This window comes from Thalassovita sp. ABM4_323, from assembly GCF_056158665.1.
This window is the reverse complement of the sequence record NZ_JBSWTS010000007.1, coordinates 1,601,198-1,620,789: the sequence shown is the minus strand read 5'-3', so window position 1 is coordinate 1,620,789 and position 19,592 is coordinate 1,601,198. Positions and strand designations below refer to the sequence as shown.

The following is a 19,592-nucleotide window of genomic DNA, read 5'->3' as shown; positions in this document are numbered from 1 at the left end:
CGGCGCCGCCACAGGCAAGAGCCAACATCGCCCTTTGTCGCGCAACCAGCTGCTTTTTCTTGGCAAAAATACCCAAATCCCGCCCTTAGCACCGGGCGCAGGACTATCCGAACGAGAGGACCCCCTCCTCCGTCACGATCATGTCCAGCGACTGATCGGTGGGCTCCAACGGCAGCTCTGCGACCTCTTGTGCGACATAAGCGAACCCGATGGCCAGCGTCGCACGGCGGGCCCGTAGCTGTTCCAGCGTGCGGTCATAAAACCCGCCGCCATAGCCCAGCCGCCCCCCGTGGCGATCAAAGGCCACCAGCGGCACGATCACGATCTCAGGCTCGAAAAACTCCTCCACCGCCGGGATTTGAGCGCCGAAGGGGCCGTCTTTCATAGCGCAGCCCGGCTCCCACAGGGAAAACTGCAATGGCTGCCCTTCGCCCATGATCACCGGCACGCCGACAGGCCCGTGAGCAGCGGCCTCCTCCATCGCGGGCAGCGGGTTGATCTCGGACCGGAGGGGCATGTACCCGGCCAGCGGCACGCCACGATAGCCCGCCAATACCTGTGACAGTTGGCCAGCGCGCCCAACCAGACCCGCCCCATGCGCGGCCTTACGTCGGGCAAAAGCAGCCTTGCGCGCGGCGGCCTTCTGTGCGGCCAGATCGATCATAGCAAGACCGACGCAGCCAGCCCGAGGAAGGCGAAAAAGCCCACAACATCCGTGACAGTCGTCACGAACGGCCCCGAAGCCAGCGCCGGGTCGATACCAAAACGGTCCAGCGCCATCGGGATGATGATGCCTCCGATCGCGGCAGCGATCTGGGTCAAGACCATGGCCACGCCAATCACGATTGCCAGCATCGGCACTCCGAACCACAGCGCAGCGACGCCAGCCATGACCACACCAAACAACACGCCATTCAGCGCCCCAACCGAGATTTCGCGCCAGACCACACGCATGGCGTTCTGCGCGGTCAGATCGCGCGTCGCCAGTGCGCGGACAGTCACCGTCATCGTCTGCGTGCCTGCATTGCCCCCCATCGAGGCCACGATGGGCATCAGCACGGCCAGCGCCACCATCTGATCGATGGTTTCTGCAAACATATCAATCACCAACGAGGCAAATATGGCCGTCAGTAGGTTCACAAACAACCATAGCGCGCGGCCCTTGGCGGCTTCGATGATGCTGTCGGACAGGCTGGCTTCGTCGCTGACACCGGCCAGGCGCAGGATGTCTTCTTCGTGTTCTTCGTCCAGAACGGCCATCGCGTCATCAATGGTGATGACCCCGACCAGACGACCGTCCTCGTCCACAACGGGGGCCGAGATCAGGTGATACTGGTTGAACGCATAGGCCACATCGCCTTCGTCCTGCATCACCGGAATGGTCTGGAAAATTTCCTCGACGATCTCGGTCAGGGGGATTTCCCGGCGCGAGGACATGAGCTTGCCCAGGGTCACATTCCCCACCGGATGCATCCGCGGATCGACCAGCGTCACGTGATAAAACTGATCGGGCAAGTCCTTGGCATGGCGCAGGAAATCAATCGCGTCGCCCACCGTCCAGTGTTCGGGCGCGGTGACGACCTCGCGCTGCATCAAACGGCCAGCAGCGAACTCGGGATAGCTGAGCGCCTGTTCAACGGCAACCCGGTCGCTGTCCTCCAGCGCCTCCAGGATCACCTCTTGTTGCGGCTCGTCCAGATCCTCGACCAGATCCACAACATCGTCGGTTTCCAGGTCGCGCACGGCCTCGGCCAGAACGTCCGGATGCAGGACCGCGATGATTTCCTCGCGGATGCCTTCATCCAGTTCCGACAGGATATCGCCTTCGAAGTCCTGGCCGAACAACAGCACCAACCGGCGCCGGTCAAACGTGTTCAGCTGTTCCAGAAGGTCGGCGATGTCGGCCGGGTGCAGCGGATCCAGCAACTGGCGCAGCTTGTCGGCGTCATTCGTGTCGACCGCGTACAGAATCGCCGCGACGTCGCGCTTGCCCAGCTTGTATTCGCCTTTTTCCACGGTTTCCGGCTGGGTGTCGTCGATGTTGGTGTCTTCGCTCATCGCGCGCCCCCGTTTGCCCCGTTTACCGTCACGTTTGTCATAAAGGATGGACGGGGGCGGAAACAATGGGCCGAGGCGATTTACCTTCGATTTCCCGCGCAATACTGTTCTTTGGAAAGGAAACCGCCATGAACAGTGACATTCTTCTTCTGGGGCAGACGCTCGGCTTTGAGGGCGACCCGTTTCAGCAAGGCCCCGATGCCGCGCGGATCGAGGCACGCGGCGGCGTTCTGATCCGCGATGGGCTTATTGTGGACACTGGCACAGCCGACGACCTGCGCGCGGCCTATCCACAGGCGCGTATGACGGACCATGGAGACGGGTTGATCATGGCCGGGTTCATCGACGCGCATGTGCATTATCCCCAGACCGCGATGATCGCCAGTTGGGGCAAACGACTGATCGATTGGCTGAACTCCTATACCTTCCCCGAGGAACGCAAATTCGAAGACCCCGCCTATGCCGCTGAAATCGCCGGGCGATATCTGGATCTGACGCTGGCCCATGGCACCACCAGCGTTGTCAGCTATTGCACCATTCACCCGGCCAGCGTGGACAAGTTTTTTTCCGCCGCCCAAAACCGGGGCCAGAGGGTCGTTGCCGGTAAAACCTGTATGGACCGGGACACCGCACCAGACTTCCTGCGCGACACTGCTCAGACGGCCTATGATGACAGCAAGGCGCTGCTAGAAAAATGGCATGGGCAGGATCGGTTGTCCTATGCAATCACCCCCCGATTTTCGCCGACCTCAACGCCCGAGCAACTGTCGGCACTGGGGGCCTTGTGGGCCGAGCACCCCGATTGCCTGATGCAGACCCACCTATCCGAGCAAGTGGACGAGATCGCCTGGGTCAAGTCCCTGTATCCGGGGGCGCGCGATTATCTGGACACTTACGAGGAACACGGGTTGCTGCGCCCGGGCGGGATGTACGGCCATGCCATTCACCTGGAGGCACGCGAAAAGGATCGCCTGCGCGAGGTTGACGCGGCACTGGTGCATTGCCCGACCTCGAACACCTTTATCGGTTCGGGCCTGTTTGATATGGGCGGATTGATGGCCGATGGGCAGCGCGTCGGGCTGGCCACGGATACCGGCGGCGGCTCGTCCTTTTCCATGCTCAGGACCATGGCCGCAGCCTATGAGATCGGCCAGTTGCGACATCGCCCCCTGCACCCGTCAGAGCTGTTGTGGCTGGCCACCGCCGGATCCGCCCGCGCGCTGCGGATGGAGGACAAGATCGGCAATCTGGCCAAGGGGATGGAGGCCGATATCGTGGTGCTGCATTTAGGATCGACGCCAGCAATCTCGCAACGCAGTTCACGTGCCGAAGACTTGTGGGAAGCGGTGTTCCCAACAATCATGATGGGTGATGATCGCGCGGTGGCCGCGACTTACGTCGCGGGGCGCTTGCAGCGGGCGGGGTAAGGGGGCGTTGCCCCCTCTGCGCCTGCGGCGCATTCACCCCCAGGGTATTTGGGCCAAGAAAAAGCCTAGACCGTTTCCGCCAGGCGTTTGGCCAGGTGGTTTTGCTGTTGGATCGTGCGGGGCAGGTCGATGGTGGTGATGTGGCCATCGCGCACGATTTGGCGGCCTTCGACGAAGAGATGTTTCACTTGGGTTGGGCCGGCAAGCAGCAGTGCGGCGGGATCCCAGCTGCCGGCACTGTCGATGCCGGTGATGTCCCAGAGCGCGATATCGGCGCGTTTGCCCCTGGTGATTTGACCGCAATCGGGGCGGTTCAGGACCTCGGCGCCGCCGCGGGTGGCGATGCGCAGGGCCTCGCGGGCGCTCATGGCGTCGGCGCCGCGGGTGACGCGTTGCAACAGCATGGTCTGGCGGGCTTCGGCGATCAGGTTGGAGGTGTCATTGCTGGCGGAACCATCGACGCCCAGCCCCACGGGGACGCCTGCGTCGCGCATGGTCCGGATGGGAGCGATGCCACTGCCGAGGCGGCAGTTAGAACAGGGGCAATGGGCCACACCGGTGCGGGTGCGGGCGAAAAGGTCGATTTCCGAGCCGTCCAGTTTCACGCAATGAGCGTGCCAGACATCGTCGCCGGTCCAGCCCAGATCTTCGGCGTATTGTCCGGGGCGGCAGCCGAATTTTTCCAGAGAATAGGCGATGTCTTCGTCGTTCTCGGCCAGATGGGTGTGCAGCATCACGCCCTTGTCGCGCGCCAGCAGGGCGGCGTCGCGCATCAGGTCGCGGCTGACAGAGAAGGGCGAGCACGGGGCAAGGCCGATGCGGGTCATGGCGCCCTCGGACGGATCGTGGAAGGCGTCGATCACGCGGATGCTGTCGTTCAGGATGTCCTCTTCGCGCTCGACAAGGCTGTCGGGGGGCAGGCCGCCGTCGCTTTCGCCGATGCTCATGGCGCCGCGCGTGGGATGGAACCGCATCCCCAGTTCTTGGGCGGCGTGGATCGTGTCCTCGAGCCGGGCCCCGTTGGGATAGAGATACAGATGGTCCGAGCTAAGCGTACAGCCGGACAGGGCCAGCTCGGCCAATCCGATCTGGGCCGAGACGAACATTTCCTCGGGACCAAAGCGCGCCCAGATGGGATAGAGCGTTTGCAGCCAGCCGAACAACAGCGCATCTTGCCCGCCTGGCACGGCGCGGGTCAGGGTCTGATACAGATGATGATGCGTGTTCACCAGACCGGGGGTCACGACACAGCCGCGTGCCTCGACCACCTCGCCTGATGTGCTGAGCCCCGGGCCAACAGCGGCGATCACACCGTCGCGGATCAGGATATCGGTGCCGGACAGTTCGGTGCCATCGTCATCCATCGTCAACAGATGGTCCGCGTTGCGGATCAGGATTTCGGTCTTGGGCGATATGTCATTTGGCATCGGGTCACACTCCGGTCTGGCCCCCTTCGGTCAGAGTGTGACATGGCGCGACAGAAAGGGACAAAGGACTCGCGCCGGTATCCCCGTTTTACCACCCAAGTACGGTCAATCAAGAGGCACGTCGCGCAGGATTTCCAATGCAGCGTTGTGCTGCTCGACCCCGGATGCAGCTATAACGCGTCCGCCGTCGTGGGCCGGGCGGCCCTGCCAATCGGTCACGATCCCGCCGGCGGCCTGAATCACCGCGATCGGGGCCTGGATGTCATAGTTGGACAGACCGGCTTCGATCACCAGATCGATATGTCCCGCAGCCAGCAGCGCATAGGCATAGCAATCCATGCCATAGCGGGTTAGGCGGCACTGGTCTGCGACCTGGTGAAACCCCCTGCCCTCGGCCTCAGAGCCGACCTCGGGGAAGGTGGTGAACACGATAGATTGCGACAACGGGCGCGATCCCAAGGTGCGCAATTCACGATCCCCAAAGGGGCCCTGCATGGCGTTTTCCCCCATGCCACCCCAGAACCGTTCCCCGATATAGGGCTGATCAATCATCCCCAGGAAGGGCCCCTTTTCATCCGAGGCCGCGATCAACACGCCCCAGGTCGGGGTGCCCGACAGAAATCCACGCGTCCCATCGATCGGATCCAGCACCCAGGAAATACCGCTGCTGCCGGGGGTCGCGCCGAACTCTTCTCCGATGATCGCGTCGTTGGGCCGCCTCTTGGCCAGGACCGCGCGCATCGCCTGTTCAGCGGCGCGATCCCCTGCCGTGACCGGATCAAACCCAGCGTCCAGTTTGTTGTCCGCTTCCAGGCCAGGCTGGCGAAAAAACGGGCGGATGGCCTCGCGCGCGGCGTCGGCCAGGGCATGGGCCGTCTGGATCAGGTCGTCTTGCATTTCGGGGTCCTTGTCCACGTTTGCACCCCTTGCGCCTACACTAAGGCCCCCGGTCGCTCAAGCCACGTTGGACATCGCCCGCGCCAAGTCCAGCAAATGGCGCCGCTGCGGTTCGGGAATGGCATAGTAGGCCCGCAGCAATTCCTGGGCCTCGCGCTGTTTCAGGTTCGCGGTCTCATCGTGTTCTGATGCTTCCGAGACCCCGTCCTGATCCTCTAACCCGTCAAAGAAATGGCCAACGGCCACGCCCAAGGCCCGCGAGATGCGCCACAGACGCGACGCGCTTACCCGATTGGCCCCGGTTTCATATTTTTGAACCTGTTGAAATCTGATCCCAACCTTCTCGGCCAGCTGCTGCTGGGTCATCCCCACCATCCACCGGCGTTGACGAATGCGACTTCCAACATGCACATCAATTGGATGCGCCATAGCACTCGCTCCTTCTACACATACCACTCGTCCAGAATGTGTCGCCCCCATTCGACACAACCCTGACGTTCCACACTCACGATAGCCATGAAGCTATCACCAATTCCTGAATGAACAACCGTTGCCTGAAAACAAAGGGGAATTCCGCCCCTTTTGCGACATATTTGCCGTGAAATTACGGTATGCTCTGCGACCAAAAGGCCTATTTGATCGTTGCAGAGGGTCTCGCATAACGGCAGAAATCGGAGGGATAAAATGCGCGCTTTTCATATATTTGAGGCTGGGAATGACCCCGAATTGACAATTCTGGACGACCCGTCTCCTGGCCCAGGGCAGACTGCGGTTGCGGATCAAAGCGTGTGGGCTGAACTTTGCCGATTTGCTGATGATCAAAGGCAAATATCAGGACACTCCCGCCGCGCCTTTCACCCTGGGGATGGAAGTTGGCGGCATTGTCGATGCGCTGGGTCCCGATACCGATGGCCCTGCCCCGGGAACGCGCGTGGCGGTTTTTGGGGGTCAGGGGGGGCTGGCTGACTATGGCGTGTTCGACGTGAACCGGTGCGTCGCTATTCCCGACAGCATGAGCTTTGAAGACGCCGCGGCCTTTCAGATCGCCTATGGCACCAGTCACGTCGCGCTGGACCATCGCGCGCAGATGCAGCCGGGGGAAACTCTGCTGGTGACGGGCGCGGCAGGCGGGGTCGGCCTGACCGCTGTGGAAATCGGCAAGCTGATGGGCGCAACTGTGATTGCCTGCGCGCGCGGTGCCGACAAGCTGCAGGTCGCCAAAGCGGCCGGTGCGGACCATCTGATTGATGCCAAGACCGAAGATATTCGTCAGGCGGTGCGCGATTTGGGGGGGGCGGATGTCGTGTACGACGCTGTGGGAGGCGAGCAATGGGAGGCCGCCTTCCGCGCCTGCAAGCCCGAAGCCCGCCTGCTGCCCATCGGTTTTGCCAGCGGAGATGTCCCGCAAATTCCGGCGAACCATTTGCTGGTGAAAAACCTGACCGTGCTGGGGGTCTATTGGGGCGGCTATCTGAAATTCCGCCCCGAAGTGATCACCGACAGTCTGCGCACCATGCTGGGATGGTACGACGAGGGCAAGCTGAAGCCCCATGTCAGCCATGTTCTGCCATTAGAGCAAGCCGCCGAGGGGCTGGAGCTGCTGCGCGCCCGTAAATCCACGGGCAAAGTAGTCATCACTCCCTAAAGGGTCTTACATCATCTGATAGGACCGGCGCAGCTGATCGGTGAGATAGTCCAGAACCTCGCCCTTCAGCCGTTTCGAGCCGCTGCCGCCCCGCTCGGCCACATACATGTTGATATGCTGGGTCTCCAACGGCGGCAGAGCGCCTCCGTGGTCAATGACCTCCAGATGGGCGGGCTCGGTCCCGTCGATCATCGTATGCACCGCCAGGTCCGCGCTGACGGTTGCCTCGATCGTGCGGTCAGATTCGGTTTCGACTGCAACCTCCCAATCGATATCCGTGCCTTCCAGCGCCGCGATTGCCCCGGCGCGGAAAATGCAATGGCGGCTATAGGCCAGGCGCAAAGGTCGTTGTTTCCACGCATGTCCGCCCGGCGCCCCGACCCAGCGCAGCGTTTTGGTGATCAGGGTCTCGGCGCCCGGATCCGTGCCGGTTTCGGTGGTCAGGATCACGTCGCATTCCCCATTCTGGAACTGCGCCTTCAGATCGCGGGTATTGGACGAGATCAAATGCACCTTCATCCGGGGGAACTCGGCGCTGAACCGCTGCAACACCTGTGGCACCGCCGGATAGACGATGTCATGTGGCACGCCCAGGGTCAGCTCGCCCTCGAACACCTGGTCGGTCAGTCGCGACATGATTTCGTCGTTCAGCTCGACCATGCGCCGGGCATAGCTGCACAGCTGCTCGCCTGCGCCGGTCAGCCGAATCGTGCGATTTGATCGATCCAAAAGCTGCACGTTCAGCATTTCCTCCAGCCGCTTCAGCTGCATCGACACGGCCGATTGCGTCAGGTTCAACGCCCCCGCGGCCCGTGTCACCCCGCCCAAATCGGCCACCGCCACGAACGAGCGCAGGGTTGTTACATCCAAATTCCGCATATCATCACCATTCTTGATGGGCCACCGATCAATCATTCATTTCCAATATGGATCATATACCGGCATAAACATCAACAGAAATGATGAACTTGCCACCAAACATCACGAAAGGAAGGTCAGCAATGTTTACTCTGAACCCGTCTCTCCGGTCCACCGTCTCGCGTCCCGGCTACCGTCCCTCGCTGATGAGCCGCATTCTGAGCGCGCTCAGCCTGCATCGTCAGCGCAACCGGCTGGCCAAACTGGACGACGCCCAGCTGGACGATATCGGCATCACCCGCGCTCAGGCGAACAAAGAGGCCGCGCGCCCGTTCTGGGATGCGCCCGACCACTGGCAGGGCTAATCCGATTTTACGCAGTTCCGGCGCGATTTCGCGCCGGAAAACCTTGAAATAGGCCCCAACGTCACCGATATTTGTGCCAAGCCCGCGCGAACGGGCATGAGATTCACCTTTCGGAGGCTTTAATGGCTGAATTCAACACGATGCGAGCGGCGGCCGGAACCCGCACCGCTGAAATCGACGCGGGGCTGCGCGCCCATATGAACAAGGTCTACGGCACCATGTCCATCGGCATGCTGCTGACCTTTGCTGTCGCCTGGGCTGTGGGCACCTCGCCTGCGCTGCTGGGTGTGTTCCGCGATCCCATGACTCTGCAACCCAATATCCTGGGCTGGATCGTCATGTTCGCTCCGCTGATCATGGTGTTTGCCTTCGGTGCCGCCATCAACCGCCTGTCGGCCGCCGGGGCGCAGCTGTTCTTCTATGCCTTCGCCGCCGTGATGGGCCTGTCGATGGCCTGGATCTTTGTGGCTTTCACCGGCTTCTCGATCGCTCAGGTCTTCCTGGTGACCTCGATCGCCTTTGCGGGTCTGTCGCTGGTCGGCTACACCACCAAGAAAGACCTGTCCGGCATGGGCACTTTCCTGATCATGGGTGTGATCGGTCTGATCGTCGCTTCGATCATCAACATCTTCCTGGGCTCGCCCGCGATCATGTTCGCAATCTCGGTTCTGGGTGTGCTGATCTTTGCTGGCCTGACCGCCTATGACACGCAAAACATCAAAAACACCTACCTGCAACACGCCCATAGCGGCGACAGCGAGTGGCTGGGCAAGGCCGCCATCATGGGCGCGCTGAACCTGTACCTGGACTTCATCAACATGTTCATGTTCCTGCTGCAGCTGCTGGGCAACCGCGAATAAGCCTTGTTGCCAGACAAATAGAACGGGCCGGTCACTGCGACCGGCCCTTTTCGTTTTCAGGGATGTTGGATTGGGGGCTGGGCTAGACCATGACCTCGAATATCTCGCCCACCGCCGAGGTCACGGCCATCGCCACGCTGCCCCAGAACAGCACCCGGATCACCGCAGGAACGATGGGCGCGCCGCCCAGCCGTGCGCCGGTCGCCCCCAACAGACCCAGTGCCACAAGCGTCATCACCGCAATCACCCAGACAGTCATCGTACCGGGGGCCAGGACCGCCCCTGATAAGGGAATCGCCGCCCCGATGGCAAAGGCGATCCCCGAGGCCACAGCGGCCTGCAACGGCTGAGAGCTGGCCAGGTCCGTCAGGCCCAGCTCTTCGCGCGCATGGGCGTCCAGAGCGTCATGGGCGGTCATCTGCAAGGCGACCTCGCGCGCGATCTTGGGGTCGACACCCCGCGCCACCAGGCCGTCTGCCAGCTCGCCCAACTCGTAGATCGGATTTTCTTCCAGCGCCTGTCGTTCCCGCTCCAGATCCGCGGCTTCGATATCCGACTGTGCAGACACCGAGACATATTCCCCAGCCGCCATCGAAAACGCGCCCGCCGACAGCCCGGCCAATCCGGTCAGCAACAACCCCGAGCGATCTATCCCCGCCGCTGCGACTCCAACCAACAGGCTGGCGGTGGACAGGATGCCGTCATTCGCGCCCAGAATGGCCGCGCGCAGCCAGGCCGAGCGGTTGATGAAATGTCCCTCTTTTGGCATCTCGAATGGCTCCTGCGATGCATTTGCATAAGTCCTAAGACGCGAAAGGCCACGCAATTGCGTGGCCCAAAGCGTCAGTCGAAAGGGGGGATCAATTACTTGATCTTGCCTTCCTTGTACTCGACGTGCTTGCGCACAACCGGGTCGTACTTACGAATGGTCATCTTCTCGGTCATGGTACGCGCGTTCTTCTTGGTCACGTAGAAGTGGCCCGTGCCTGCGGTCGAGTTCAGACGGATTTTGATCGTCGTCGGCTTCGCCATGTTAAAACTCCGTTTTTCGGTTTACGGGTCAGTCGGGCCGCCCGTGGAATCCTTGAAGCCTGCCTTTTAAGGGTTATCCCACCCGAGTCAACCGCAATTCTGCGCCCCTGCCGGTTTCAGGGGCGCTTGTCCGAAAACAACCGTCACAGCGTCGGTTTGCCCATGGCGTTGTGAATGCCGGTCACCTTGTCTTCGCTCAGCCCCAGGGCGCTGGCAAGACCGGTCAGATACTGTTTTTCCGGCTCGGTATTCACGGTGATGGCCATCAACGCGGCCGAGTAAACCTGCGCCTTGGCGGCCTCGCCGGTGTCCATGGCCAGTGCGTTCACGTCCATCGGCGCGCTCATCTCGGCTTTGACAAAGGCGATCTCTTCTTCGCTGGCATCGGCAAGGTGTTCCAGAATTTTGGCCTGTTCTTCATCGTCGATCTCGCCATCCGCCTTGGCGGCCTGGATCATTGCGCGGATCATCAGACGGGCGTTTTCTTCGGCCATCGCGGCAATCGGTGTGCCAGCGGTCATTGCTTCGAACATCGAGGACATGCCGCCCGCGCCCGCCGTTGCGGCCCCGGTCATCGCCGACATCAGCCCGGCCATACCAGCCGCCGCCGCGTCCGAGGCACCCTTGGTCTGTTCGCCGAACATGCCCATCATGTTTTCCAGCGCGTCCTTGCCGGCGGTAAGGCCCATTTTGCCCGCCATTTCCTCCATCTGGGTGTTCATCTGCGCCATGGGGCCGTCATCGCCCCCGGTCATCTTTTTCATGGCGTCCTGCACGCCTTCCATCCCGCCCATTTGTCGAAACTTGTCCACTCCGCGCGCAGCAGCAAAGCCAACGGCAAGGGTCGCAAGGGTTTTCACAAAGCTCATGAGGGGATCTCCGGTGTTCAGTTACATCGCGCCCATACTGCGGCCAAGCCCCCATCGCGCCAAGCTTTTTCCGAGAATTCAGGGCAAATTATGCGCGGAGAGCCTGTAAGCCGGATTCTGTCCGGGTGCTTGCGCACCCTGGATGACCATTCTTCTGAACGCGCTGTTACCAACGCGCCTCTAGCTGCCAACCCGGGCCTCTGGGTCAAAGCATACCCTGCGGTGATATCGGGCAGACCCGATCAACCCCGCGCGAGGCCCCTATTCGGCATTGCTCCGGGTGGGGCTTGCCGTGCCGGTCCTGTTGCCAGTCCCGCGGTGGGCTCTTACCCCACCGTTTCACCCTGACCCAGCATGCTGGGCGGTCTGTTCTCTGTGGCGCTGTCCCTGGGGTTACCCCCGCCGGGCGTTACCCGGCACCCTTGCCTTGTGGAGTCCGGACTTTCCTCCCACGTCTTGCGACGCAAGCGGCCATCCAGCTCTCCGCGCTGGGATCACTTAGGCGTTGATGGAAGGCGGGTCAACCGTCGCGCCGGACGGGAAAGCGGTTCGCCAAATCATGCGCAGCTGCAATCGCATAGCCGCGGTTTTCTGGCCCTTCGCAGCCAAAACGCGCACAAAAGGCATAATAGACGTGCAACGGCGCCATATCATTGTCTGGCATGACATAGCCAAAGGTCTTCAGCGATTTGCCGATTTCCAGAATCGACAAAGCGTCCCATCCCTCTTGGCCGATGAAATCGGCGCGGCGCACATTGGGCCAGACCGACAAACCCTGACGTGCCAGCCGTTGCCAATCAAAGCGCGGGCCTGGGTCTTGTTTGCGATCGGGCGCCATATCGGAATGGCCAATCACCCGTTCGGGCGGGATGTCCCAGCGCTGCAAGAGTCCCGCCAGCAGGGATTCCAGCGCCGTCATCTGCGCCTCGGGAAAGGGGCAATCGCCCCTATTCGCCAGCTCGATCCCGATCGAGTGCGAGTTCACATCCGTCACCGCCCCCCATTGCCCCGATCCGGCATGCCAGGCGCGTTTTTCCTCGTCCACCATCTGCCAGATCTCGCCCGTTTCCGAGATCAGGTAATGCGCCGAGACCTCGATTTCGGGATCACACAGCCGTTCGAGCGCGGCCTCGGCCGTATGCATCGCCGTGTAATGCAAAACCACCATGTCAGGTTTTGCTCCGTCACGGCGCTCGCCGAAACTGGGGGACGGTCGGGCTTGAATGTCCTGGCAATCACTCACGTCGGCTTAGCCACCCGAGGCTTTGCGGAACGGGCGCGGATCCCAGCTGCAGGCGTATCCGTCGCCATCCGGGTCCAGCCCCTTGCGGTCGCGATTGGGGCCACCACGTTTCAGGAAGTCAGCCTGTGCCAAATCCGGCGAGGCATAAGCCGCACAGTTGCGCGCCGCCCGCGAGGCCGTGCTCAGCGGAGAGCGCTTGTACAGCTGCCGCCCCATCGGGTTGTCGGTGCTCAGCGCGTATTCCACGATGTTGGGCCCACCAGAGCCCGAGCGCGTCGGCACGGCGGTGGGCTGCACCACCTCGTATTGGGCGCGGTTCTGGGCCAGACGGGCGGCATCGCTTTCGATTGAGCGTTCCGCCGACACGGCGTTGAAATCGTTTTCAGACGAGATGCCCGGATGGTTCATCTGCACAGGCGCAGGGTTCGACGGGCTGGCCTCGACCGGTTTTTCCCCCGAATTCAGCGCAGCGGCGGTGGCAGCGGCAATGCGCTCGGCCTCTGACTCGGACTGGTTCGCAGCCGTTGTGCCCGTGGCCGACAGCGGCGCGCCAGTTGTCGGCACGGTCCCGGACACGCCGGTACGGCTGGGCTCCAGCGTTTCTTCCGAGACGGCCAGCGGGGCGGGCAAGGCCTCGCCCGCCAGCGCAGCATCACGCTGCGCCTGCTGTTTCTGGAACTCGGAATAGCTGCCAAAGCCGACCCCGGCCGCGCTGTCGGGAATCGAGGGCTCGCACCCAGCCAGACCCATCAGGGCCACACCACAAAGAAGATACCGCATCGAAAACATCCTGCCTCAGGTCGTTTTGCGAAGGTTTACCACCACTGACCGGGTTTGGCTACAAATCCGGCCGCCTGTTCCAAAGCATAAGCGGTATTTAGCAAATCGCCCTCGTCCCACGGACGTCCGATCAGTTGCAGCCCCAGCGGCAGACCTTGTTTATCCAGACCTGTGGGCACGCTGACGCCCGGCAGACCGGCCAGGTTCACCGTCACGGTGAACACGTCGTTGAGGTACATTTTCACCGGATCGTCCTCGTTCATTTCGCCCAGGCCAAAGGCCGAGGACGGCGTGGCCGGGGTCAGGATCGCATCCACACCGGCGGCAAAGACATCATCGAAGTCTTTCTTGATCAGCGCGCGCACGCGACGGGCCCGGTTGTAATAGGCATCGTAGAAACCAGCCGACAGCACATAAGTGCCCACCATCACGCGGCGCTGGACCTCGTGGCCGAAACCTTCGGCGCGGGTTTTTTCGTACATCTCGGTGATGCCATCCCCTGCAGCCAGGGTCGCGCGGTGGCCGTAACGCACACCATCATAGCGCGCGAGGTTCGAAGACGCCTCGGCCGGGGCAATCACGTAATAGGCAGGCAGCGCGTATTTGGTGTGCGGCAGGCTGATATCGACGATCTCGGCGCCTGCGTCCTTCAGCATCGCGGTGCCGTCGTCCCACAGTTTCACGATCTCTTCGGGGGTGCCGTCCAGACGGTATTCCTTGGGGATACCGATTTTCTTGCCCTTGATGTCACCGGTCAGCATTGCCTCGAAATTCGGGACGGCCAGATCGGCGCTGGTGCTGTCCTTGGGGTCGTGACCCGACATCGCCTCGAGCATGATCGCGGCGTCGCGCACCGATTTGGTCATCGGGCCAGCCTGATCCAACGACGAGGCGAAGGCCACGATCCCCCAGCGCGAGCACCGGCCATAGGTGGGCTTGATCCCCACGGTGCCGGTGAAGGCACAGGGCTGGCGGATCGATCCACCGGTGTCGGTGCCGGTCGCAGCCAGACACAGGTCAGCGGCCACAGCGGACGCGGACCCACCGGACGAGCCACCGGGCGTCAGCGGGGTGTCGTCATTGCCACGGCGCCACGGGTTCACCGCATTGCCATAGACCGAGGTTTCGTTCGAGCTGCCCATGGCGAATTCGTCCATGTTCAGCTTGCCCAGCATGACCGAGCCTGCGTCGAACAGCTTGCTGGTCACGGTGGATTCGTATTCGGGCTTGAACCCGTCCAGGATGGCGCTGGCCGCCTGGCTGGGCACGCCCTTGGTGCAGAACAGATCCTTGATGCCCACGGGCAGGCCGCACATGGCAGGCGCATCCCCAGCGGCCAGACGCGCATCGGCGGCCTTGGCCTGCTCCAGCGCGATTTCGGGGGTTTTGTGCACAAAGGCGTTCAGCTCGCCCGCGTCCTCGATGGCGGACAGGCAGGATTCGGTCAGCTCGACCGAGGTCACATCCTTGGCGCGCAGTTTGTCACGGGCTTCGGCCAGGGTCAGTTTGTTCTGATCAGACATTACTCAACCACCTTCGGAACCGCGAAAAAGCCTTCACGCGCGTCGGGCGCGTTCTTCAGGATCTTGTCTTGATAATCGCCATCGGTGACCACGTCCTCGCGGCGTTTCAGACGCATCGGCGTGACCGAGGTCATCGGCTCCACGCCGTCGACATCCACCTCGTTCAGCTGCTCGATGAAGCCCAGAATGGTGTTGAATTCATTCGCCAGCGCGGGCAGTGCGTCGTCTTCCACCTTGATGCGGGCCAGCTTGGCCACTTTTGCGGCGGTCTGCGTGTCGATCGACATCGGCAAGTCTCCGTTTTCCAATTGGCTAAGCGTTTAGCGCCGTGGCCCGGTAACCGCAAGCATGATGGCCTGTTCCAGCGCCCCTAGCGCCCGCTGATCCGAAAACGACGCCAGGTCTCGATCATCCAGGCCAGCATCAGGGCGTTCAGAATGTGCCACAGGAAATGCGTACCCAGGGGAATCGCGGCGCAAATCGGCATATCCAGGCTGCGGAACAGGATCGACAGGATCAGGATACCCGCCCCGATCGCCAGATTGCGGGATGTCACCGGCAAACGGCGACGCAATCCCACCGCATAGAGCAGGATCAACAGCGGCACTGGCGCGTATCCGGCCGATCCCCCCAGCCCCGGCACCAGTTGAAACAGAGGCACAGTCGCAGCCGCAAACGGCACAAAGCCCAGCGCCGCGACATAGGCCCAGACCGGCCGCATCCCCCAGAAATCCCGGTTCGCCACGGCGATGTAGATCAGGATAAAAGCCAGGATCGGCAGCACATCCGCCACCCCTGCCCAGACCTGCGCGAATGTGTGAAACAGGCCCGACCCGATGCCGATCACCGCCAGCACCCCGGCCAATACCTGCCCCGACCGCATTCCACGCACCCGCGGCCACATCACCGCCGCTGCGATCAGAAAGGCCAGGTTGGTGATCGCATTCACCGGCTCGGCCCAGAACGAGGGGTCCAGGCGCTCGCAATATCCATCGACATGGGCCGTCAAATCCATTGGGGCTCTCCGCTGCTGAGATGCAGGTAGGGGCGAATTGGCATCTGGTCAAACCCCTTCCCCGTGCTAGGCTGTTCCCGAGGTGCAAAAGAGGAGGAGCGATCATGAAAATCACTTGGCTGGGGCATTCGAGTTTCCGTATCGACATCGAAGATCAGGTTCTGCTGATCGACCCGTGGCTGACCGGCAACCCGATGTTCCCCGAAGACAGCCGCGACACCGCGATCAAAGGCGCAACGGCGATCCTGCTAACTCATGGCCACGGCGACCATATCGGGGACACGCTGCCCATCGCCAAAGAGCTGGGGATTCCCGTGCTGGGCATCTATGATCTGATGAGCTTTTGGGAAGGCTCCGAAGGCATTTCGGTCATTGGCTTCAACAAGGGCGGGACCGTCCAGCTGGGCAATGTTTCGGTGACGATGGTGAATGCGGTGCATTCGTCCTCGATGGGTGGGGAAAATGGCCCGATCTATTGCGGTTCCGAGGCGGGATACATGATCTCGGGCGAGGGCCACACGATCTATGTGACCGGCGACACGGATGTGATGGCGGACATGAAGATCTTCAACGACCTTCACAAACCCGATATCGGCATCCTGTGCGCGGGCGGCCATTTCACCATGGATATGAAGCGGGCCTCTTACGCGGCCAAGACCTTCTTTGATTTCACCACGGTGATCCCCTGCCACTACCGCACGTTCCCCCTGTTGGAACAATCGGCCGCGCTGATGAAAGAAGAGCTGCAAGGCGTGAACGTGATCGAGCCGCAGGTGATGGTACCCATCGCACTGTGATTGTGCATTGGCCGAACGGCCAGCCCTAACCAAACAGAGCTGGCCAGACCGTTCGGGACACATACGCGCCGACCCCGCGTTCGAACCTGCATATCCCCGCATCACAGGCCGAGACCCTCAGCTGGATCGGCACTCGCGTTGCAGGCATGTCGACGCTCAGATCGATCTGTACGCTTTCGCCTGGTGCCAGAGGCTGCGTAAACTCGGCAAACCCCACCCCATGCGCGCGGCAATAGCCATCCAGGTTGAACGCATCCGCCACCAGCCCTAGACCGCTGAGCGCAGTGGGCTGCCAGATCTGGCTGCTTTGATTTTGGAGGCGTACCTTTAGCATCAACCGTTGCTGGGGTCGGAAAATGCGCGGGCCGCGCACGGTCAACCTGGCGTGCCACAGCTCTGATCGGTCCTTGGGGCCCGTGTACGGCGCGCCGGCCCCCAAGATGTCCTGCCCGCGCAATAGGGCTTCGATTTTTTGCCCCAGGGCGGGCATATCCGGCCCCCCAAGGGATTCACTGTGACGCCCGCGCAATTTGACCAGATCCGCCCCCCCGCGATTCAGATATGCAAAGCCGGGCAGCGGGTCCTTATAGGCGCGGTAGTCTTCGGATTGCACATGCAGGACGCCGTCGGCCCAAACTCGCGGCCACAGATAGTCCAGACTGACAAAGGGGCCAAACGTGCGCCCGCGCTCGGCCAGAATGTCGCCAACATAGTGCAACAGCCGCGCGCCCTCGCAGAACCCGATGAAGTTCAGCCTCCCATCAGGCTGGACCTGCTCGATTTCATCGGCGTAGATCTTGGCCAGCTCGCGCGTCTTGGCCTCTGACTTGAACTTCAACCCGCGCAGGGTTCGCATCAGATAGACCGGACGATCCTGGTCCAGCACCCGGGTGATCTGATCGTGTTCGCCCTGGGTCGCAACAAAAACCGGAGGCAAAGTGCCGTATTGGCGCTGTCCGACGATAATATTGGACCGCCCCAAACGCTGCCCTTTCCAGGCTGACATCTGTTTTTGCAGAAACCTTACCAGCGCCGAGGTGGGCTCGGGGGTGCCCTGCCCCACCTTTTCCAGGGCCGCCACCAGATCGCCAAACCGCGGTGCCGTGAACAACAGGTTCGCCGCAACCGGCCGGTTCAGACGACGTTCCAGATCCAGCACAAAGGCCGTCGCTGACAAAGAATCTCCGCCCGCATCAAAGAAATCATCCTCGGCGGCCGGTGCACCACCTCCCAACGCCTTTTGCCAGGCCTTTGCGACAGTTCGCCCTGTCGGGGACAATTCAGCCCTGGCGTCCGAGGTGGTCTGGCGCCGCCCTGACAGGGCCAGTCGATCCACCTTGCCACTGCCCAAACGCGGAAACTGATCCAGAACGGCCACACGGCGGGGCAGCTTGTATTCGGCCAGATGGCTGCGAAGATGGTTCAGCACCTCTGCCTCGGATACAGTTGCCCCGGCGGTCCCGGTTGCGGGCACCACAGACAGCCCCACTTGCTCGCCCAGGGTCGGGTGCGGCACGGGATAGCAGGCGGCCTCGGAAACACTTGGCAGCTCTAAGGCAACGCGCTCGATCTCGAGCGGCGAGATCTTTTCGCCTCCACGGTTGATCACGTCTTTGCTGCGGCCGGTCAGCGTCAGAAACCCGTCTAAATCCAGCTGTCCCAGATCCCCTGTCCGCAGCCAATCCCCCCAAAAAGTCGTGCCCCTGTCCATGTTCTCATAGCCCTGCATGACCGTTGGGCCACGGACGCAGACCTCGCCCTCGGCCCCGTCCGGAACCGGAGATCCGACACTGTCAAACAGGCCGAGTTCAATCCCGATGGGTCGACCCACAGTGCCGTATTTACGGTCTTCGGGCGGCGCCGGATTCGAGCAAATCTGCCCAGCCGTTTCCGTCATTCCATACATCTGCACAATGGGTAGACCGCCCAGCGCTTGTTCGGCCTGGTGTTGTTTCTCGGGGGCCAGATCAGCCGAGACCGAGCGCAAGAACCGCAGGTTTCCCCCCAGATCTGCCGATCTAAATCTGGTAGTTCCTCGAGGCAGCGGGCCAGCATCGTTGGCACCATCTGCACCCAGCTGGCCCCGCCCCGCAACACGGCGTCGTTCAGATCTGCCGGTGTCCGGCCCGCGCTGAAAACCACGCTGCCCCCCACGCTGAGCGGCGCCAGGAATAAGTCCACCAACGCCCCGACATGAAACATGGGCAGCGCATGTACGGCCCGGTCATTGGGGCCCAACTTCAATGTCTGCGCGATATTCGTGGCGGACAATTGCAACGCCTCTGATGTCAACGGCACAGCCTTCGGCGTTCCGGTCGATCCGGACGTCATCAACAACAGCCCTGGGGGCCGATTGGACGGAGGCGCCTCGAGTCTGGGCCCGTGAATCGAGACTTCTGGCGAGGCAAAATCGATCTGCCAAACGATCGCCCCCAGATCAGCCTCTGGGGAATCCTGGGGCGTTGTCAGCAACAGATCGGCCCCGGTTTGCTGTATCAGGCGCCGCAACTCGGACGGGGTCGCTTTTGGATCGACCGGAACAACACTGGCCAATCCGCACAGGGTGAGCGCGAAAACCGGATAATCCGGGCAATCCTCCAGGAACAAAAGCACCCGATGACCGGGCTTCAGGCCTTGCTGCACCAGTGCTTTTTGAAACAGCGCCCGCCTGTGCGCCGCTTGCGCATACGTTACGACACGCCCGGTTGGTTCGACCCACGCAATGCGATCCGAAGCCTGATCAAGAAAAGAAAGCAATGAATCCCCCAGCAGCAACAAGTTGCGATCAAACCTTTG

20 protein-coding genes, 1 other RNA gene and 1 pseudogene are annotated in these 19,592 nt (G+C 61.9%); 5 read left to right on the top strand and 17 right to left on the bottom strand.

The annotated features are described in order from the left end of the window. Positions 1-103: 103 nt before the first annotated feature. Positions 104-664 (bottom strand): 5-formyltetrahydrofolate cyclo-ligase, encoded by a 561-nt coding sequence (locus ACXADQ_RS10475; protein ID WP_475319961.1) that lies wholly within the window; start codon positions 662-664, stop codon positions 104-106. Beyond that, positions 661-2,058: a magnesium transporter gene (mgtE, locus tag ACXADQ_RS10470; protein ID WP_475319957.1), complete on the bottom strand. Its 1,398-nt coding sequence runs from the start codon at positions 2,056-2,058 to the stop codon at positions 661-663. The genes ACXADQ_RS10475 and mgtE overlap by 4 nt, the downstream gene beginning before the upstream one ends. Before the next feature lie 128 nt (positions 2,059-2,186). On the opposite strand from mgtE, the gene guaD reads away from it, so the two are divergent. Beyond that, on the top strand, positions 2,187-3,485 hold the full coding sequence (gene guaD / locus ACXADQ_RS10465; RefSeq protein WP_475319955.1) for a guanine deaminase: 1,299 nt from the start codon (positions 2,187-2,189) through the stop codon (positions 3,483-3,485). Positions 3,486-3,550: 65 nt separating this feature from the next. Here the strand turns inward: guaD and ACXADQ_RS10460 are convergent, their stop codons facing one another. The 3 genes from ACXADQ_RS10460 to ACXADQ_RS10450 all read right to left on the bottom strand — a co-directional run bounded on the left by ACXADQ_RS10460 (position 3,551) and on the right by ACXADQ_RS10450 (position 6,238). Then, a complete protein-coding gene (locus ACXADQ_RS10460; RefSeq protein WP_475319952.1) occupies positions 3,551-4,912 on the bottom strand; it encodes an 8-oxoguanine deaminase in 1,362 nt (453 codons plus the stop codon). Between the two features lie 105 nt (positions 4,913-5,017). Continuing rightward, on the bottom strand, positions 5,018-5,809 hold the full coding sequence (locus ACXADQ_RS10455) for an inositol monophosphatase family protein (RefSeq protein ID WP_475319948.1): 792 nt from the start codon (positions 5,807-5,809) through the stop codon (positions 5,018-5,020). Positions 5,810-5,866: 57 nt separating this feature from the next. Beyond that, positions 5,867-6,238 (bottom strand): helix-turn-helix domain-containing protein, encoded by a 372-nt coding sequence (locus ACXADQ_RS10450; protein WP_475319944.1) that lies wholly within the window; start codon positions 6,236-6,238, stop codon positions 5,867-5,869. 255 nt (positions 6,239-6,493) lie between these two features. On the opposite strand from ACXADQ_RS10450, the pseudogene ACXADQ_RS10445 reads away from it, so the two are divergent. Continuing rightward, positions 6,494-7,454 (top strand): annotated as a pseudogene (locus tag ACXADQ_RS10445) (NADPH:quinone oxidoreductase family protein). A gap of 6 nt (positions 7,455-7,460) precedes the next feature. Here the strand turns inward: ACXADQ_RS10445 and ACXADQ_RS10440 are convergent. After that, positions 7,461-8,333 carry a LysR family transcriptional regulator gene (locus ACXADQ_RS10440; RefSeq protein WP_475319941.1) on the bottom strand — a complete coding sequence of 291 codons (873 nt, stop codon included), beginning with the start codon at positions 8,331-8,333 and terminating at the stop codon, positions 7,461-7,463. Positions 8,334-8,455: 122 nt separating this feature from the next. On the opposite strand from ACXADQ_RS10440, the gene ACXADQ_RS10435 reads away from it, so the two are divergent. Both ACXADQ_RS10435 and ACXADQ_RS10430 read left to right on the top strand, forming a co-directional pair. Beyond that, positions 8,456-8,677 carry a DUF1127 domain-containing protein gene (locus ACXADQ_RS10435; RefSeq protein WP_475319937.1) on the top strand — a complete coding sequence of 74 codons (222 nt, stop codon included), beginning with the start codon at positions 8,456-8,458 and terminating at the stop codon, positions 8,675-8,677. Positions 8,678-8,799: 122 nt separating this feature from the next. Further along, entirely contained in the window at positions 8,800-9,537 is a 738-nt protein-coding gene (locus ACXADQ_RS10430; protein WP_475319935.1) for a Bax inhibitor-1/YccA family protein, read from the top strand. An 82-nt stretch (positions 9,538-9,619) separates the two neighbouring features. Here ACXADQ_RS10430 and ACXADQ_RS10425 read toward each other — a convergent pair whose 3' ends face one another. The 9 genes from ACXADQ_RS10425 to ACXADQ_RS10385 all read right to left on the bottom strand — a co-directional run bounded on the left by ACXADQ_RS10425 (position 9,620) and on the right by ACXADQ_RS10385 (position 15,999). Further along, positions 9,620-10,306 (bottom strand): VIT1/CCC1 transporter family protein, encoded by a 687-nt coding sequence (locus ACXADQ_RS10425; protein WP_475319932.1) that lies wholly within the window; start codon positions 10,304-10,306, stop codon positions 9,620-9,622. 95 nt (positions 10,307-10,401) lie between these two features. Beyond that, entirely contained in the window at positions 10,402-10,569 is a 168-nt protein-coding gene (gene rpmG, locus ACXADQ_RS10420) for a 50S ribosomal protein L33 (protein WP_037309480.1), read from the bottom strand. 143 nt (positions 10,570-10,712) lie between these two features. Continuing rightward, the gene (locus ACXADQ_RS10415) at positions 10,713-11,438 is read right to left on the bottom strand and encodes a DUF533 domain-containing protein (RefSeq protein WP_475319928.1); all 726 of its coding nucleotides are present in this window, start codon (positions 11,436-11,438) and stop codon (positions 10,713-10,715) included. Positions 11,439-11,528: 90 nt separating this feature from the next. Further along, an RNA gene (rnpB, locus tag ACXADQ_RS10410) (RNase P RNA component class A) lies at positions 11,529-11,925 on the bottom strand. Between the two features lie 33 nt (positions 11,926-11,958). Then, complete coding sequence (locus ACXADQ_RS10405; RefSeq protein WP_475326068.1) at positions 11,959-12,606, bottom strand: N-acetylmuramoyl-L-alanine amidase; 648 nt, start codon at positions 12,604-12,606, stop codon at positions 11,959-11,961. 81 nt (positions 12,607-12,687) lie between these two features. Further along, on the bottom strand, positions 12,688-13,461 hold the full coding sequence (locus ACXADQ_RS10400) for a hypothetical protein (RefSeq protein ID WP_475319926.1): 774 nt from the start codon (positions 13,459-13,461) through the stop codon (positions 12,688-12,690). Positions 13,462-13,496: 35 nt separating this feature from the next. Beyond that, positions 13,497-14,984 carry an Asp-tRNA(Asn)/Glu-tRNA(Gln) amidotransferase subunit GatA gene (gene gatA, locus ACXADQ_RS10395; protein WP_475319923.1) on the bottom strand — a complete coding sequence of 496 codons (1,488 nt, stop codon included), beginning with the start codon at positions 14,982-14,984 and terminating at the stop codon, positions 13,497-13,499. Further along, positions 14,984-15,271, bottom strand: coding sequence for an Asp-tRNA(Asn)/Glu-tRNA(Gln) amidotransferase subunit GatC (gatC, locus tag ACXADQ_RS10390; RefSeq protein WP_475319920.1), 288 nt, complete (start codon positions 15,269-15,271; stop codon positions 14,984-14,986). The genes gatA and gatC overlap by 1 nt, the downstream gene beginning before the upstream one ends. 83 nt (positions 15,272-15,354) lie before the next feature. After that, entirely contained in the window at positions 15,355-15,999 is a 645-nt protein-coding gene (locus ACXADQ_RS10385; RefSeq protein WP_475319918.1) for a hypothetical protein, read from the bottom strand. Positions 16,000-16,103: 104 nt separating this feature from the next. Between ACXADQ_RS10385 and ACXADQ_RS10380 the strand changes: the two genes are divergently transcribed. Continuing rightward, the gene (locus ACXADQ_RS10380; protein WP_475319915.1) at positions 16,104-16,796 is read left to right on the top strand and encodes a metal-dependent hydrolase; all 693 of its coding nucleotides are present in this window, start codon (positions 16,104-16,106) and stop codon (positions 16,794-16,796) included. A gap of 25 nt (positions 16,797-16,821) precedes the next feature. On the opposite strand, the gene ACXADQ_RS10375 is transcribed toward ACXADQ_RS10380, so the two are convergent. After that, the gene (locus tag ACXADQ_RS10375; protein ID WP_475319912.1) at positions 16,822-18,783 is read right to left on the bottom strand and encodes an AMP-binding protein; all 1,962 of its coding nucleotides are present in this window, start codon (positions 18,781-18,783) and stop codon (positions 16,822-16,824) included. Beyond that, positions 18,690-19,553 carry an AMP-binding protein gene (locus ACXADQ_RS10370; RefSeq protein WP_475319908.1) on the bottom strand — a complete coding sequence of 288 codons (864 nt, stop codon included), beginning with the start codon at positions 19,551-19,553 and terminating at the stop codon, positions 18,690-18,692. The genes ACXADQ_RS10375 and ACXADQ_RS10370 overlap by 94 nt, the downstream gene beginning before the upstream one ends. Between the last annotated feature and the right edge of the window lie 39 nt (positions 19,554-19,592).

Bases quoted from the DNA above. Each gene is read 5' to 3' on its own strand.
- ACXADQ_RS10430 (WP_475319935.1), top strand. From the start codon at position 8,800: ATGGCTGAATTCAACACGATGCGAGCGGCGGCCGGAACCCGCACCGCT.
- gatA (WP_475319923.1), bottom strand. From the start codon at position 14,984: ATGTCTGATCAGAACAAACTGACCCTGGCCGAAGCCCGTGACAAACTG.
- ACXADQ_RS10385 (WP_475319918.1), bottom strand. From the start codon at position 15,999: ATGGATTTGACGGCCCATGTCGATGGATATTGCGAGCGCCTGGACCCC.
- ACXADQ_RS10405 (WP_475326068.1), bottom strand. From the start codon at position 12,606: ATGGTGGTTTTGCATTACACGGCGATGCATACGGCCGAGGCCGCGCTC.
- ACXADQ_RS10380 (WP_475319915.1), top strand. From the start codon at position 16,104: ATGAAAATCACTTGGCTGGGGCATTCGAGTTTCCGTATCGACATCGAA.
- mgtE (WP_475319957.1), bottom strand. From the start codon at position 2,058: ATGAGCGAAGACACCAACATCGACGACACCCAGCCGGAAACCGTGGAA.
- gatC (WP_475319920.1), bottom strand. From the start codon at position 15,271: ATGTCGATCGACACGCAGACCGCCGCAAAAGTGGCCAAGCTGGCCCGC.
- ACXADQ_RS10415 (WP_475319928.1), bottom strand. From the start codon at position 11,438: ATGAGCTTTGTGAAAACCCTTGCGACCCTTGCCGTTGGCTTTGCTGCT.
- ACXADQ_RS10455 (WP_475319948.1), bottom strand. From the start codon at position 5,809: ATGCAAGACGACCTGATCCAGACGGCCCATGCCCTGGCCGACGCCGCG.
- ACXADQ_RS10425 (WP_475319932.1), bottom strand. From the start codon at position 10,306: ATGCCAAAAGAGGGACATTTCATCAACCGCTCGGCCTGGCTGCGCGCG.
- ACXADQ_RS10440 (WP_475319941.1), bottom strand. From the start codon at position 8,333: ATGCGGAATTTGGATGTAACAACCCTGCGCTCGTTCGTGGCGGTGGCC.
- ACXADQ_RS10460 (WP_475319952.1), bottom strand. From the start codon at position 4,912: ATGCCAAATGACATATCGCCCAAGACCGAAATCCTGATCCGCAACGCG.
- ACXADQ_RS10400 (WP_475319926.1), bottom strand. From the start codon at position 13,461: ATGCGGTATCTTCTTTGTGGTGTGGCCCTGATGGGTCTGGCTGGGTGC.
- guaD (WP_475319955.1), top strand. From the start codon at position 2,187: ATGAACAGTGACATTCTTCTTCTGGGGCAGACGCTCGGCTTTGAGGGC.
- ACXADQ_RS10475 (WP_475319961.1), bottom strand. From the start codon at position 664: ATGATCGATCTGGCCGCACAGAAGGCCGCCGCGCGCAAGGCTGCTTTT.
- rpmG (WP_037309480.1), bottom strand. From the start codon at position 10,569: ATGGCGAAGCCGACGACGATCAAAATCCGTCTGAACTCGACCGCAGGC.
- ACXADQ_RS10435 (WP_475319937.1), top strand. From the start codon at position 8,456: ATGTTTACTCTGAACCCGTCTCTCCGGTCCACCGTCTCGCGTCCCGGC.
- ACXADQ_RS10450 (WP_475319944.1), bottom strand. From the start codon at position 6,238: ATGGCGCATCCAATTGATGTGCATGTTGGAAGTCGCATTCGTCAACGC.